General features: G+C 45.3%; 11 protein-coding genes. 5 read left to right on the top strand and 6 right to left on the bottom strand.

Annotated features, from left to right (window positions below; translation table 11 throughout):
* Nucleotides 1-96: 96 nt before the first annotated feature.
* From IEV98_RS21150 to polA, 6 genes are all read right to left on the bottom strand, one after another.
* Nucleotides 97-1,107 (bottom strand): inorganic phosphate transporter, encoded by a 1,011-nt coding sequence (locus tag IEV98_RS21150; RefSeq protein ID WP_188508021.1) that lies wholly within the window; start codon nucleotides 1,105-1,107, stop codon nucleotides 97-99.
* Between the two features lie 20 nt (nucleotides 1,108-1,127).
* Nucleotides 1,128-1,775 carry a DUF47 domain-containing protein gene (locus tag IEV98_RS21155; protein ID WP_188508022.1) on the bottom strand — a complete coding sequence of 216 codons (648 nt, stop codon included), beginning with the start codon at nucleotides 1,773-1,775 and terminating at the stop codon, nucleotides 1,128-1,130.
* A 74-nt stretch (nucleotides 1,776-1,849) separates the two neighbouring features.
* The gene (locus tag IEV98_RS21160) at nucleotides 1,850-2,881 is read right to left on the bottom strand and encodes a sensor histidine kinase (protein WP_188508023.1); all 1,032 of its coding nucleotides are present in this window, start codon (nucleotides 2,879-2,881) and stop codon (nucleotides 1,850-1,852) included.
* 15 nt (nucleotides 2,882-2,896) lie between these two features.
* Complete coding sequence (locus IEV98_RS21165) at nucleotides 2,897-3,556, bottom strand: phosphatidylserine decarboxylase family protein (protein ID WP_188508024.1); 660 nt, start codon at nucleotides 3,554-3,556, stop codon at nucleotides 2,897-2,899.
* A gap of 39 nt (nucleotides 3,557-3,595) precedes the next feature.
* The gene (locus IEV98_RS21170) at nucleotides 3,596-4,720 is read right to left on the bottom strand and encodes a toxin-antitoxin system YwqK family antitoxin (RefSeq protein ID WP_188508025.1); all 1,125 of its coding nucleotides are present in this window, start codon (nucleotides 4,718-4,720) and stop codon (nucleotides 3,596-3,598) included.
* 13 nt (nucleotides 4,721-4,733) lie between these two features.
* A complete protein-coding gene (polA, locus tag IEV98_RS21175) occupies nucleotides 4,734-7,529 on the bottom strand; it encodes a DNA polymerase I (RefSeq protein ID WP_188508026.1) in 2,796 nt (931 codons plus the stop codon).
* 106 nt (nucleotides 7,530-7,635) lie between these two features.
* Here polA and rsgA point away from each other — a divergent pair, with 106 nt between their 5' ends.
* From rsgA to IEV98_RS21200, 5 genes are all read left to right on the top strand, one after another.
* Nucleotides 7,636-8,562 (top strand): ribosome small subunit-dependent GTPase A, encoded by a 927-nt coding sequence (gene rsgA / locus IEV98_RS21180; protein ID WP_188508027.1) that lies wholly within the window; start codon nucleotides 7,636-7,638, stop codon nucleotides 8,560-8,562.
* A 51-nt stretch (nucleotides 8,563-8,613) separates the two neighbouring features.
* Nucleotides 8,614-9,432 (top strand): purine-nucleoside phosphorylase, encoded by an 819-nt coding sequence (locus IEV98_RS21185; RefSeq protein ID WP_188508028.1) that lies wholly within the window; start codon nucleotides 8,614-8,616, stop codon nucleotides 9,430-9,432.
* A complete protein-coding gene (locus IEV98_RS21190; RefSeq protein WP_188508029.1) occupies nucleotides 9,429-11,420 on the top strand; it encodes a putative porin in 1,992 nt (663 codons plus the stop codon). Before IEV98_RS21185 ends, IEV98_RS21190 begins: the two co-directional genes overlap by 4 nt.
* 35 nt (nucleotides 11,421-11,455) lie before the next feature.
* Nucleotides 11,456-12,811 carry a deoxyguanosinetriphosphate triphosphohydrolase gene (locus IEV98_RS21195; RefSeq protein ID WP_371870693.1) on the top strand — a complete coding sequence of 452 codons (1,356 nt, stop codon included), beginning with the start codon at nucleotides 11,456-11,458 and terminating at the stop codon, nucleotides 12,809-12,811.
* A gap of 156 nt (nucleotides 12,812-12,967) precedes the next feature.
* Nucleotides 12,968-13,840, top strand: a complete 873-nt coding sequence (locus tag IEV98_RS21200) for a hypothetical protein (RefSeq protein ID WP_307726873.1) — start codon at nucleotides 12,968-12,970, stop codon at nucleotides 13,838-13,840.
* Nucleotides 13,841-14,773: the final 933 nt, after the last annotated feature.

A 14,773-nucleotide genomic window follows, 5' to 3' on the forward strand; every position in this document is an offset into this window, starting at 1 on the left:
GAAACGGTGTAAATCTAGGGATTAATCGTGTCGATTCCTAAAAAAACAAAAAGATTTTGTTTTTTTAGGAATCGGACGGCAAAGCGTATTAAGTGATCAAAATAAGTAATGGATGACTACGTATGTTGTGCCTGCTAATACGGCCGATACCGGGATGGTCAGTACCCATGCCCAAAGTAGGCTGATGGTGACTCCCCATCTAACAGCGGATACGCGTTTCACTACCCCAACTCCGATGATTGAACCTGTAATGGTATGTGTGGTGGATACCGGAATCCCAAAGTGTTCGGTGATACCCAAAGTTACCGCAGCGGCGGTTTCAGCACCGACTCCTTCCAGTGCATTCACTTTGGTGATCTTGGTGCCCATCGTCTTTACGATCTTCCAACCGCCACTCATTGTACCTAGCGCAATAGCAGCATAGCATGTAAGTGGAATCCACTCGGGCATCGGGTCTCCCGTTTGGAGGTAACCGCCAGCAACCATGGCCACAAAAATAATCCCCATTACTTTTTGGGCATCATTGCCTCCATGTGCAAAGCTTAATGCCGCTGAGGAGACCAGCTGAAGTTTTTTGAACCACCACTCTGCCGTGGAAGGTTTGGCTCGTTTGGATATGTTAATAATGAGTAGGGTGATGACAACCGCAATGAACATCCCGATCAAAGGCGCCAGTACAATAAAAGAGATGATCTGCAGCGTTGCCCCCACGTTGATTGCACCGATGGTACTGTCACCCAAGATGAAGGCGTGTGTCATCCCGGCGCCTGCGAAGCCGCCAATCAGTGTATGGGAAGAGCTGGACGGTACGCCATAATACCACGTGAATAAGTTCCAACCAATCGCGGCGATTAATCCAGCAAAAATTACTTCCAGTGTAATGTATTCTTCCAGTACCGTCTTCGCGATGGTATTGGCCACTTTATGGTCCGTAAAATAAAAGTATGCGGCAAAATTGAACGTCGCAGCCCAGAGTACCGCCTGAAAAGGAGACAATACCTTTGTCGATACAATGGTGGCAATGGAATTGGCAGCATCGTGAAAACCGTTAATGTAATCAAATGCGATGGCTAAAATGATAACGATAACCAATAAGGTGGTAACCATATACGCTATGAGTTTTAAATTTAAGCGTTCTTCACTAAAATGCTTTCCAGTACGTTGGCCACGTCCTCGCATTTATCGGTAGCGGTTTCCATGGCAGATAGCACCTCTTTGTATTTGATGAGCACAATAGCATCTTTTTCGAATTCGAATAATTCACCCACTGCTTTATCGAAAATATAATCGGCTTTATTTTCAATGCTATTTATACGTACGCAGGAATCAGTGATGTTCCGAATATTCTTTAAGTTGCGTAGTTCATGCACTGCTTTTGCCACATCTTCCGTTGCTTCCAAAATCAAATCAGCCATTTCAATAATCGGGTCCGTGATTTTTTCCACTTTATACAGGTCGATTCGATTAGAAGCACCATGTATGAAATCCGCAACGTCGTCTAATGAACTGGTCAATGTATGGATGTCTTCACGGTCAAAAGGCGTGATGAAATTTTTGCCCAATTCCAAATGGATTTGGTGGGAAATATCATCCCCCCGATGTTCCAAATCTTCTATCTTTCTGCATAACTCTTTCCGTTTGCTGGAATCAGGGAGATTCACCAGCTCCTTAAGTAGCTTCGCCATATCAATGAGATTGCTACTGGCCTGTTCAAACAAAGGGAAAAATTTCTTGTCTTTAGGGACGAAATACTGGAATATGCTATTGAGCGACATAAGGCAAAATATTTATGCAAAAATATAACGTTAATGTTAACTTAATGTTAAGTAAAAACTCACTTCATGTTAAGTTAACCGTTCGCTTTTTCCAATGTAAACGCGAAAGTGGATCCGACGCCCTCGGTGCTTCTGACATTGATGGTTTGTTCATGTGCCTCGATGATATGCTTTACGATGGAAAGCCCTAATCCAGATCCGCCGATCTTTCGCGATCGACTTCTGTCTGTACGGTAAAACCGCTCAAAAACCCGAGGCAGATTTTTTTCCTCAATGCCGATACCGTCATCCGTCACTTCGACCAAGACGGTTTCAAATAGTTCATATATTTTTATATCGGTATGTCCCTTTGGTTTTCCATACTTGATGGAGTTACTGATCAGGTTGACAAATACTTGCCTCATTTTCTCGCGGTCTGCTCGCACCATCATCGGATACTGGTATTTCTCTTTAAACACCAGCGTGATTTGATGCCCAGCTGCTTTGTCTTCCATTGACTCCAGTACTTCTTTGATCAGTGGGCTTAGATCAAATTTCTGATAATTGATGGGTACTTGTCCACTTTCCAGCTTCGATATTTCGTCCAGGTCCTTGATGAGAAATGTAAGCCGATCAAGATTCCGTGACGCTTTCATCAGAAACTGGGTGGCCATCTCAGGGTCATCCTGCATCATGCCATCTTGTAGCGCATCTACGTAACCTTGGATAGCAAATAATGGTGTTTTAAATTCATGGGAGATATTGGAAAGAAATTCACGACGGAACTTTTCTTGCTCTTTAAGCGTGTCGATTTCTTTTTTTTTCTCCTTTGCCCAATCTCTTACCTGCTGCTCCACATCGTTGATTGGATCGTCGCTCATCTTTTCGCCTAAAGCGTCTTTCAGATCTTTCCCGAGTTTGAGATTATGGATAAGTTTGTAAATGAGCTTGATTTTACTATATATATAGCGTTGAAATAGGTAGTAGAATGCGAAAAAGCTAACGGCAAACGATATAGCAAATGTAATGATGAAATGTTGCCAGCTGTGTTGAAAATAGAAATTCACACAGGCAATGGAGAGCCCCACTGCACACGCGTTGATGAAAACAAGCAGGATGAACCTCATGATAACAGCTAGTCACTAGTCGAATCGCCCCAAGGTAGTAAGTCCCCCGGAGACTCGATCCCCGATTTTCACGTCTATTTTGGTGCCTAGCGGAAGGAAAACATCTACCCGCGATCCAAATTTGATGAATCCGAATTCTTTTCCCTGTTCTACTGCTATGCCTTCTTGCACATACCAAACGATGCGCCGGGCCATTGCACCCGCTATTTGACGAAAAAGTACTTCCTTTCCGGCTTCGGTACGAACCGCGATGCTGGTCCGTTCATTAAGCGTCGAAGACTTTGGATGCCATGCAACCAAATATTTTCCCGGATGATACCGGAAGAAAGTCACTTTTCCGCTTACCGGATTACGATTGATATGTACATTAATAGGAGACATGAAAATGGATACCTGTATGCGTTTATCTCGGAAATATTCCGTTTCTTCCGTCTCTTCAATCACCACGACCTTGCCGTCTGCAGGACACAGAATCGTATTCCCGTCGGTTACGACGCGCCTAGTAGGGCTCCTGAAAAACTGTAAGACCGTGACAAATAACAGGAATGAAAGAACATATACCGTCCAAACCAAAAACGTATTATCGGAGGCGAAATAATGAACCAAGGCGTTGGCCACAAAAATCACCAGTACTACGATTGCGATGCTGGTATATCCTTCTTTATGGATGGTCATTTTTAAAAATTAATGGGACAAATATACAGATAAGAAACATTACATGCCTTTTTCACGTTGGATAGTTACGTCAAAAAATCGCAATTTGTGTGCGATGACGTCGGGGAACACTTCGGCGGTCACGGTGAGTTTGTCTTCGATGTATTCACCATTTGCATACGACGGGAACCAGAATGCTAGCAAACTAAGACCCTCCAGTAGTAAGTCCGCGTATCTTTTGGTGCCAAACGTGGTTTTTGGCTCGATGCTGCCCGGCTCACCGTTTTTCTTAACCGTTACCGTGAATTCAATGGTCAATGGGTCGGGTATTTCGCTTACCTCACCCTCAAACCAATTTTCTAAATATTCCGACAGGTACCCGGTGAACCCTGTATTTTCATCTATCGTACAGCCTTTAGCAATCATTGCCTCCGCCCTGATGAAAACTTCCAGGGGCAATATGTCATATCTCGGCGCATCGGCAAACTCTTCATCGGAGTATATTTCATAACCCTGCACAAATTTTCCGTGCTGGTAGAACTCGTACCCAGCATTCTGCTTTTTGCCATCGGCAAATACGTAGTCGATGCCCCAATTACCATGTGCACGGCCGTCCACTATTTTCCCCTTGCGGTTGTATCGGACGTAGCCAAACTCGTTGTAGCCATCGGCAGCGACCCCAAACTCGTACCTTCCGTTGCCATTGGTAACCCGCTGCCTGCCGTGCTGATCCCAAAAATTAAGAATACGCCTTTCCCCGTTGTCGTAGATCACTTCAAGCAATGGCATCCCATCAGGATAGTAGAATTTCCAAAGACCGTGAGGCGCATCCTGAACATAAGAAACCTCCCACTTCAGTTGCCCGTTAGGATGATAGGCCTTAAAATCGCCTTCTTTTCTGCCATCTCGGAAGTTCCCCTTAAGAATCGCCCTTCCTCGACTATCAAAATCGGTAAATTCACCGATGAACTGCTGTTGTTGAAAATTGTATTGACCAACACGCTCGATCGTTTTGAATTGGCAGTGTTTGTCTACCAAGTAATAGTGATCGTCATAGAAAAAGCGTGTGATGTCATCGGAGACTTTCTCATAAAACACGGCCTTCCGAACCATCGAGTCTAAATCATTAGCAAGCGCTAACGATGGTATAATCAGCAGCAAGCTTATTAATAGCCGTAATTTCATAGTACGTTTCGTGTTAATGCGCTTCGAGCCAGTTACGACCTTCGCCAAGTTCTACCACAATGGGAACGGACATATTTAATGCGCTTTTCATGTGTTTCTCAGCGAGAGCCCTAAAGAGGGCTACCTCTTCTTTCGGTACATCAAACACCAATTCGTCATGTACCTGCATGGTCATTTTTCCGTTTAATCCTTGCTTTTTGATGGCTTCATGAATAGCAATCATCGCCACTTTAATCATATCGGCCGCCGAACCCTGGATGGGTGCATTGATCGCGTTTCGCTCGGCAAACCCCCGTACCGTCTGATTGGCCGAATTGATATCACGTAGGTAGCGGCGTCGTTTCAGTAGCGTTTCGACATAGCCGTGTTCTTTGGCAAAATTGATGGTCTCATTCATATATCGCTTGATGCCCGGATATTGTGCAAAATACTGTTCAATAATCTGTGCTGCTTCGGTACGTGGAATTCCCAAATTTTGCGAGAGGCCAAATGCCGACTGGCCGTAGATGATACCAAAATTGACAGCTTTGGCATTTCGTCGCTGTGCCGCAGTTACTTCTTCCAATGGTACGCCATATACTTTTGCCGCTGTGGCTCGGTGTATATCCAAGCCTTTTTCAAAAGCGTCCAACATGCCCTTATCATCACTCATATGTGCTACCAGCCTCAATTCGATCTGTGAATAATCGGCAGATAATATCACATGGTTTTCATCCCTTGGGATGAATGCTTTGCGTACCTCACGTCCGCGGGCCGTACGGATGGGGATATTCTGAAGGTTAGGGTTAGTCGAGCTCAGTCTACCGGTTGCAGCCACCGCTTGGTTGTATGATGTATGCACGCGACCCGTCAGCGGGTTGATCATCATGGGCAATGCATCCACATAGGTGGATTTGAGCTTCTGGAGTTGTCTAAACTCCAAAATGTCTTTTACGATGTCGCTCTTTGACGCGAGCGTAAGCAATACGTCTTCTCCGGTTTTGTATTGCCCTGTTTTCGTCTTTTTAGCTTTTGGGTCAAGTTGCAGTTTTTCGAAAAGGATTTCTCCCAGTTGTTTTGGTGACGCGATATTGAACCGGACACCTGCTTTTTGAAAAATGGTCTTTTCAAGCTCAACGATATCGGTGGCCAAGGTCTCCGATAGTTGCTGCAGAACGGGCACATCGATATTGACCCCACTCTGCTCCATGTCCGCGAGGACATGAACCAATGGAAACTCGACTTTTTGAGCCAGTTCGACGGCCTCTGCCTTTTCTAACAACGGTTCAAAGGTGGCTTTCAACTGAAGGGTAATATCAGCATCTTCTGCCGCATATTCCTTGATAGCCTCCATATCCACATCCTGCATATTGCCCTGTTTCTTGCCTCTAGGGCCAATTAAATCGGTAATCGGGATGGGGGTATAACCGAGATAATTTTCCGCCAGCACATCCATTCCATGACGGGTATCGGGGTCTATGAGGTAATGGGCCAGCATGGTGTCAAATAGCGGACCCTTGACATTTATACCGTAGCGGGCCAATAACAAGATGTCATACTTGGTGTTCTGGCCAACCTTTTCGATTGTTTCGTCTTCAAATATGGGCTTGAAATAAGCCAAGACCTGCATGCTTTCCGCTCGATCCGGAGGGGCGGGTACATACCATGCCGTGCCCGGTTCGATTGAAAAAGAAAGCCCCACCAAGTCTGCAACATTGGCATCGGTTCCGGTGGTTTCTGTGTCGAAACAGAAACTGCGCTGCTTGGATAATAAGGAGGCTAATTCTTGCTTTAAGACCGGGGTGTCGGCCAGAAAGTACGTATGCGGAGTATTGTGGACATTTTTTCCGGCTACAGGTGGTACATATTCAGTTGTGGTATTGGTTGCCTCGGTACTGGCTGCATTACCGAATAGATCCATCTGTGTGCCCGAAGTTGGCGGAGTGGTCAAGACATTGAATTCTTCGCCGAAGACGCGCTTGCCCAATGTACGGAATTCCAACTCGGCAAACAGAGGCTCCAAGGCTTCCTGGTCCGGCTGACCAAGTATGAGGCGCTCTTCGTCTAACTCGATGGGTACATCCAATTGAATGGTCGCTAATTTCTTTGAGATCAGCCCTTGCTCGGCAAATGTTTCCAAATTTTCCCGTTGTTTTCCCTTAAGCTGATTCGTGTTGGCTAATATAGCCTCCATTGAACCGAAACGTTTGATCAGGTCCTTCGCAGTCTTTTCTCCAATGCCAGGAATACCGGGGATGTTGTCTACCGAATCGCCCCAGAGACCGAGTATATCAATCACCTGTTTCACGTCCGACACCTCCCATTTCTCCAATATTTCTTTGATGCCCAATGTTTCAGCCCCATTACCCAATCGTGCTGGTTTATAGACAAAGATACTTTCAGTTACCAGTTGGCCGAAGTCCTTATCGGGCGTCATGCAGTAGACGGTGTAGCCCTTTGCTTCGGCCTGTTTCGCCAAAGTACCGATGATGTCATCAGCCTCGTAGCCATCTAAGGTAATGAGGGGAATGTTAAACCCTTCCACCAGCTTATACACATACGGGATGGCAGCAGCCAAATCTTCCGGAATAGCTTGGCGGTTGGCCTTGTAGGATTCGAACTCGATATGCCGGTTGGTAGGCGCCATGGTATCGAACACGACTGCAATATGAGTTGGCTGCTGTGTTCTCAATAGTTCAAGCAATGTATTTGCAAATCCAAATATCGCTGATGTATTAAACCCCGTGGATGTAATTCTTGGGTTTTTACTCAAAGCAAAATAAGCCCTGTAAATCAAGGCCATCCCATCTAAAAGAAAGAGCTTTTTCACGCAAAAAGAATATTGGTGTCGACGCAAAGATAGGGATATTGTGGGGTTTTTTTCCGACTTTTGCCAACATGACAAGAAGCATGTCTGCGCACAATAGGATAAGGGGATGAGGGGCCTTGTTACCAAATCGACAGGAAGTTGGTATGGGGTTCTGGCCGACGATGGCAATGTTTATCAATGTCGTATAAAGGGCAAATTCCGAACCAAGGATATTAAGACAACCAATCCCATTGCCGTGGGTGACTGGGTAGATATCATGGTTGAGATGGAAGCTGAACCTTACACCGCTATTATTGTGCACCTGCATGAAAGACAGAACTATATCATCCGTAAGTCCATAAACTTATCTAAACAAGCGCAGATTATCGCCGCCAATCTCGACCAAGCTTTCCTGGTGGTTACACTGGCATCGCCCTTTACATCATTGGGGTTCATCGATCGATTCCTGGTTACTGCCGAGGCCTATGATGTGCCTGCTGGATTAATATTCAATAAGTTAGATTTATTTTCCGAAGAAGGGTTGAATATACTACATGAGTATACAGCCATTTACCAAACCAACGGTTATCCTTGTTATGAGGTTTCTGCACTTAAAGGCATGAATATCGACGCGATTAACGACTTGCTTCGAAACAAGACCACATTGATCTCTGGGCATTCCGGCGTGGGGAAATCGACATTGATTAACGCCATTCATCCGGCCGCAGAAATGCGTACCGCCGATATCTCCGATTGGTCAGACAAAGGCAGGCACACCACTACCTTTGCTGAAATGATTATTCTTCCGCACGGCGGGCGATTGATCGACACACCCGGTATTCGCGAATTGGGTGTCATTGACATCGAACAGCGGGAGCTGGGGCATTTTTTTCCTGAGATGCGGGCGTTGATGAATAACTGTAGATTTAACGACTGCCGGCACATCAATGAACCTGGTTGTGCTGTGTTGGCAGCCCTAGGAGAGGGGGGAATTGCGCCGAGCCGGTACGAAAGCTACCTAAGTATTTACCATGGGAATGACACCCGAGCGTAGTTTTAATTCAAGCAAAAATTAGTTAAGTTTGACAGCCAAGTCCCAGTAGCTATGTATCACCTGATTGAAGAGACCACAGCATTTATCAAACACCGCATTGGCGATTTTATACCGGAATTTGGAATCATCTTAGGCACCGGTTTGGGGACGCTGGCAGAAGATATAGATGTGGCCCACCAACTGATGTATGCCAATATTCCTAATTTTCCGATTTCCACGGTGGAATTTCATACCGGAAAGCTGATTTTTGGTGCCTTTAATGGTCGGCGTATAGTGGCTATGCAAGGTCGCCTTCATTATTATGAAGGATACAGTATGCAGCAGATTACTTTTCCCGTGCGCGTGATGAAGGAGCTGGGTATTCAAAAGCTTTTTGTGTCTAACGCTTCAGGTTCACTCAATCCGGATATCCGCAAGGGCGACCTGGCCATCATTGACGACCATATTAACCTGCTGCCGGATAATCCATTACGTGGTGGCAACGACACCCGTTTTGGCCCACGTTTTCCTGATATGAGCCAACCGTATGACGCGGATATGATTCGCGAAAGTATCGATATTGCCAAGCAGCATGGCATTATCGTTCATCGCGCGGTGTATGTGTCGACACCTGGCCCTAATTTGGAAACGCGGGCTGAATACCGTTACATGCGATTGATCGGTGGCGATATTGTGGGAATGAGCACGGTGCCTGAAGTCATTGTCGCAAACCATATGGATCTGCCTGTTTTTGCTCTTTCGGTGGTCACGGACGAGGGTTTTCATGAAAAACTTCAGCCGGTTTCACTTGCTGAGATTGTAGCGGTGGCCGCTGCTGCCGAGCCAAAAATGACATTAATATTGAAAGAATTGGTAGCTTTGCAACGATGAGTATCCGTCTGCGCGTTTTGCTGCTTTCATTAGGCTTCCTTTCTTTCCTGTCGGCGTCATATGCTCAAGAGGGAGAAGAATTCAGCAGTGCGTTGGATTCCGCCAGGGCTGCAGAGGATAGTAAGGAGGATACCGTGATTTATACGGCGAGATATGTGCGTTACACAACCCTGGCCATGATGAAACAGGGCACATATACTTACCAGATTGACACGCTGCATAAAAATTTTCAGTATTATAATCCCCAGAACCAGCCCCGGAATCCCAGCATCCATTTAGGAAGTTACGGGCTGGCCACACGCAATCTGCTTTTTGTTCCCGACAAGACCATTGGTTTCCAAACCGGATTTCATAGTTTGGAGCGTTATCTTTATCAGCCTGATTCCATTAAGTATTACCGCGCACGTGCTCCATTTTCGGAATTATATAATGTGGGTTTTTTCTTTGATGACCAGGTTATTCGGGCAAAGGTGACTCAAAATATCAGTCCGAGGCTAAACGTCGGAGGCGAATTCCATGCGGCAAGGGCTGATGGCTATTATATGAACCAGCGGTATAACGACCTGAAATCGGCGGTGTTTGCCTGGTATGAGTCAGAAAACCACCGCTACAATCTATTGACAAATGCCGTATTCAATAAGCTTACTTCTACAGAAAACGGATCAATACTTAATGACACCTTATTTCGTAACCCGGATCGCGGTACGAGCGATGCGGAGTCTACTCGCTTACGAAATACGCGTGATGAGCGCCCGAGACATACTTGGCGTGACAATAGCGTCTTTCTTCGTCAAAGTTTGTTCGTAGGGCGTTTGGATACGATCCATGGCGGACAACCGGAACAGCAAATCCTGCCAACGAACCGCATGTCGCATAGTCTCAGCTTACGTCTGCGAAATTTCCAGTTCTACAAAAATGAAAGGGATATCAATAATGCATTCCCGTTTGGCGAAAGTGAATTGTCTGCAGATACCACCCAGTTGACGACCATTACCAATGATTTTGGTTATAGCTTTTACCTCAGGGGCAAGTCATTGGCGTTTATCAAAAATGAAATAAAGCTGGACCTTGGTTACCAACATGATATGCATTGGTACCGCGACCGAGGGTTACACGCCTTTCTGCAAAATAGCATACTCAAAGCCGGGGTGGGTTACCGTTTCAGTGATCGCATTACCATCACGGGAGATCTGAACCAAATCGTACAGGGTGCAAATTTCGGAGATTATCTTTATGATGCCGAAGCGGACATTCTGCTGAGCAGTAAGATTGGACGTATTGTATTGGGCGCCTATGTCCAAAACAAATCGCCAGAACGGTTATTCCAACGAGTTAATTATACCTATCACCAATGGGAACATGATTTCGCAAAGACGAAGACCACCAATTTTTCGTTTATGTACGAAAACTCCTCGCTTGGTTTTTCGGGGAAGGTAGAATATTTTTTAATTGCCAATCATCTCTATTATAGAGAGGTGGACAATCCTAACCGAAATCCTAGGTTGTTTCGTGTTATTGAGCCGGCGCAAATGGGTAACAACATTAATCTTTTGAAACTGTCTGTTGGTCAGAATTTTACATTGGGTCGATTTCATTTAGATAACTATGCGGTTTACCAGAAGTCGGATTATAATGCAGTGCTCGCCATTCCCGAATTATATACTTGGCATAGCCTGTACTACCACGGGTTGCTCTATAAGATTGTTGATTTTAATCTTGGTTTTGACGTCCGTTTCAATACACCTTTTCGCACACCATCTTATGCCATTAACGTCGGCCAGTTTTATAACGACAACGCTGGCATCGAATTTTCTACCTATCCGATAGTGGATGTATGGGCTTCGGCCACCCTCAAACGGGCTAATTTATTTCTAAGCTATAACTTTGTAAATCAGCATGTGTGGCCGGATGGGTACTATACCGTACGCAGGTACCCAATGAACAATGCCAACCTTCGGGTGGGCATCGCTTGGAAGTTCTACGATTAATGCCGTATGGGCAATTTGTCTTACCTTTGCCGATGATGGACATCATGAAATGGAAAGGACTACTCTCCGCCAAGCGTTGGGGGTATGAGTCACGACGAATAGGTGATCAGCACGATGCGCGATCGGAATTTCAACGTGATTACGACCGCCTGATTTTCTCCTCACCCTTTCGTAGGTTGCAGAATAAAACACAGGTTTTCCCATTGCCGGGCAGTGTATTTGTGCATAACCGGCTCACACATAGCCTTGAGGTGGCAAGTGTGGGCAGGTCACTGGGCCGTATTTTTTATAATGAGACGCGAAGATTGTATCCAGAAATTGATGCGGAACTACCGTATTTGCAGGAAGTGGGTAACATTGTCTCCGCTGCATGCCTGTCTCATGATTTGGGAAATCCGGCATTTGGCCATTCTGGTGAAGCGGCCATTTCCAGTTATTTTACAGACGGTGCCGGAAGTGTATTCAGGAATCAGGTTTCTGAAGCCGAATGGGCTGACCTCTCCCATTTTGAGGGTAACGCGAATGCACTCCGGATACTTACCCATCCTTTCGTAGGTAAAGACGAGCACGGGTTTGCACTTACCTATAGTACACTTGCAGCCATTGTAAAGTATCCATGCGCAGCCATCGACGGACAGGATAAGCGTGTGCATCATCGCAAGAAATATGGGTTTTTTCAGTCAGAGCAAGTTGTTTTTGAGAAAATCGCGGCCGAACTGGGTTTGCTCGACGATAGTGGTCTGCGAGCAGGGTATAAGCGGCACCCGTTAGTATATCTGGTAGAAGCGGCGGATGACATTTGCTACAACATAATTGACCTGGAAGATGCACATCGGCTCGGCATTTTATCTTACGAACAGGTAGAAGGCTTACTGCTACCCGTTTGTCTCGACGACCAATTGAAGACGCGCTTAGCGAACCTCTCCGATTTTGATAGCCGGGTAAGCCTGCTGCGCGCCAAGGCAATAAATACCTTGATTATTGCCTGTGCGAAAGCTTTTATTGAGCATCAAGAAGCCATATTAGACGGCCGATTTGGAAAGTCACTGATCGGCGCGGTGAATGTCGACTTAGTCAATGCGATGCATACAATCGAGCAGGTATCCATTGAGAAAATCTACAATGCCCAATCGGTCGTCCAGATTGAAGTGGCCGGCTATAAAGTCATGAATGGCCTGTTGGAGGAGTTTATTCCGGCTTATTTGAAACAGCAAAAGAGCAAGTATGACACCAAACTGTTAGCGCTGATGCCCAGGCAATTCAGTGCGGAACAGGAGGAAACCTACACCAAAATACGTTCAGTATTGGATTTTGTTTCAGGAATGACCGATTTATACGCAGTGGAACTCTATAGGAAGATTAAAGGTATATCCTTTCCTTCATTGGGCTGACCACTTCGCAACGTTAACATTTCAGCAATTCAGCACATGCCAACCAACATATATAACCCCTTTAAGGATTTTCGTTTTGACAGCAAAACTTGCTTCTTAAGTGGTCAGCCATTGCAGTCGGCGGATGAACAGATACAAGTTTTTCCACATTGGCTAATGCGTAAGTTTGATCTCGAAGATAAACCCTTTAAATTGCTAGACGAAAGCCTTCGCACGTACAAGCAGCTACAACTGCCATGTTCGGCGGCTGTGGCTGAGCGAATTGCCGAACTGGATAACGCTGTAGCCGATGCTTTTAATAAAGGGTATGAGGCCGTCAATGAAATGGATAGGATGGTGTTGTTTCGGTGGGTGGCCAAGATCGTTTACGGAGTTGTCTTCAATGAAATACAAGCTGGGATGAGACAGCAGGCGCTTAGTGGTGAGGCCATGAACTTTTCCCAGGTGCTCGCCCATAAATTCGTGAATCTGCATCTGATGCTGCAGTCGTTAATCGTCCCGATTCAATTTGATGGCAGTTTACCATTCACGATAGTGGTTGTTCCGGTAGATAACCCGGAAAACACCTTTAACTATCGTGATGAGATCAATACATTGATTTATTCGCTTAGGATGAATGATTTTGGGCTGATTGTATGCCTGCAAGATAACGGAGCAAATGGGATTTATCACAAGGCGGTTATCGATCTAATAAATGGTCTGCAGCTTCATCCTATTCAGTTTGAAGAATTGTGTGCCCGTTTTTTTTACTCGGCTTATTTGTTTAATCGGCTGCCAGAGTATACGGTTCTTCCAACCGCGGAGATGGTCTATGTGGAGCCGATGTCGTTGATGGATATGAGTATGAAGCCCATTTTTGACGATTGGCAGGTTAAAACGTATGGGCAGGTTTTGGAGAATTTTTGGAAACCATGGGGGCATACGTTGTTCGAAATTATCAAGGACCCCGAAAATCCCATGTCGTTTTTACTCGATACGGAAGGGAAACCGCTATCATCGGACGTCATTACGTTGCCCAGAGGTAATTAACCCCTCACTTATCCCTCGATTTCTTTCTTTACGCCTTTTATACTGAACTGATTTCAACTTTTAAAAGGATGGGAGCAGGGGCAAGACAATACCTGTTCGGCCATTGATTGTCCCGTTTGTACAGCCCATTTGTGCGTATTGCCATGATTTGTGTCCTGAGAGGGTTATCCCCAACGGCAAACTTATTGTCCAGATAATTAAAATCTATATAGCTTTTTAACAATAGATAATAGAGATATTATAGGTTTATAAATCTATTATCCCCCTTTAATCTCCCTATGAACTCCCTATAAAAAGCCTTTTATCTGAAACATTTGCAAGACATTCATGTGGTATTTATTGCTCGGCAAACCAGCTACTTGGCATGCCGCTTCCTGCGGGCGCTGGGTTTCCACCTATTCCTGATGCTGGGAGTCATGCCGAAGTGAGGAAGAGGTAAAGAACCGGTAAAGGAGTTGGTAAGCCGGCAGTATGGAAAGACTAAGCCATCGGTAAATAACTGGTAGTAACGAGGTAGGAAATAGCGCGTTTACTTGGAACCTTGGGATGATATGTTTATCTTTGAAGCCCCCGCAATTTTATGACGTGGGTTGTTCATTGAAGAAATGATAATGATTGAAAAATAATAAGCTGATAATCAATCTATAATTAAGTTATTGTTTTTATTTCAGATTTATTATTTGCATTCAACGAAAAGGTTCTTACCTTTGCATCCCGCTTCGGAGGAGGCGGTTGTTCATTGTCAGGTTGCGGATGGTTTTGGTTTGGTTTTTCCTGGGGTTCTGTTGTGTTGTTTTGGGGTCGGGAAAAAAACTTAAAATTTAATTTGCAATAACGAAAAAGGTTTCTACCTTTGCAGACCCAAACGGAACGGGGTTCAGCGATGAAGAGGTTCCGGCCCACCGGCGCGATGCGGGTGGGGATTGAAAGCAG

Source organism: Parapedobacter pyrenivorans (genome assembly GCF_014636865.1).
GTDB lineage: Bacteria > Bacteroidota > Bacteroidia > Sphingobacteriales > Sphingobacteriaceae > Parapedobacter > Parapedobacter pyrenivorans.

What these genes read in the sequence shown, in the direction of transcription:
- IEV98_RS21150 (WP_188508021.1), bottom strand. Translation starts at nt 1,107, where the DNA reads ATGGTTACCACCTTATTGGTTATCGTTATCATTTTAGCCATCGCATTT.
- IEV98_RS21155 (WP_188508022.1), bottom strand. Translation starts at nt 1,775, where the DNA reads ATGTCGCTCAATAGCATATTCCAGTATTTCGTCCCTAAAGACAAGAAA.
- IEV98_RS21160 (WP_188508023.1), bottom strand. Translation starts at nt 2,881, where the DNA reads ATGAGGTTCATCCTGCTTGTTTTCATCAACGCGTGTGCAGTGGGGCTC.
- IEV98_RS21165 (WP_188508024.1), bottom strand. Translation starts at nt 3,556, where the DNA reads ATGACCATCCATAAAGAAGGATATACCAGCATCGCAATCGTAGTACTG.
- IEV98_RS21170 (WP_188508025.1), bottom strand. Translation starts at nt 4,720, where the DNA reads ATGAAATTACGGCTATTAATAAGCTTGCTGCTGATTATACCATCGTTA.
- rsgA (WP_188508027.1), top strand. Translation starts at nt 7,636, where the DNA reads ATGAGGGGCCTTGTTACCAAATCGACAGGAAGTTGGTATGGGGTTCTG.
- IEV98_RS21185 (WP_188508028.1), top strand. Translation starts at nt 8,614, where the DNA reads ATGTATCACCTGATTGAAGAGACCACAGCATTTATCAAACACCGCATT.
- IEV98_RS21190 (WP_188508029.1), top strand. Translation starts at nt 9,429, where the DNA reads ATGAGTATCCGTCTGCGCGTTTTGCTGCTTTCATTAGGCTTCCTTTCT.
- IEV98_RS21195 (WP_371870693.1), top strand. Translation starts at nt 11,456, where the DNA reads ATGGACATCATGAAATGGAAAGGACTACTCTCCGCCAAGCGTTGGGGG.
- IEV98_RS21200 (WP_307726873.1), top strand. Translation starts at nt 12,968, where the DNA reads ATGCGTAAGTTTGATCTCGAAGATAAACCCTTTAAATTGCTAGACGAA.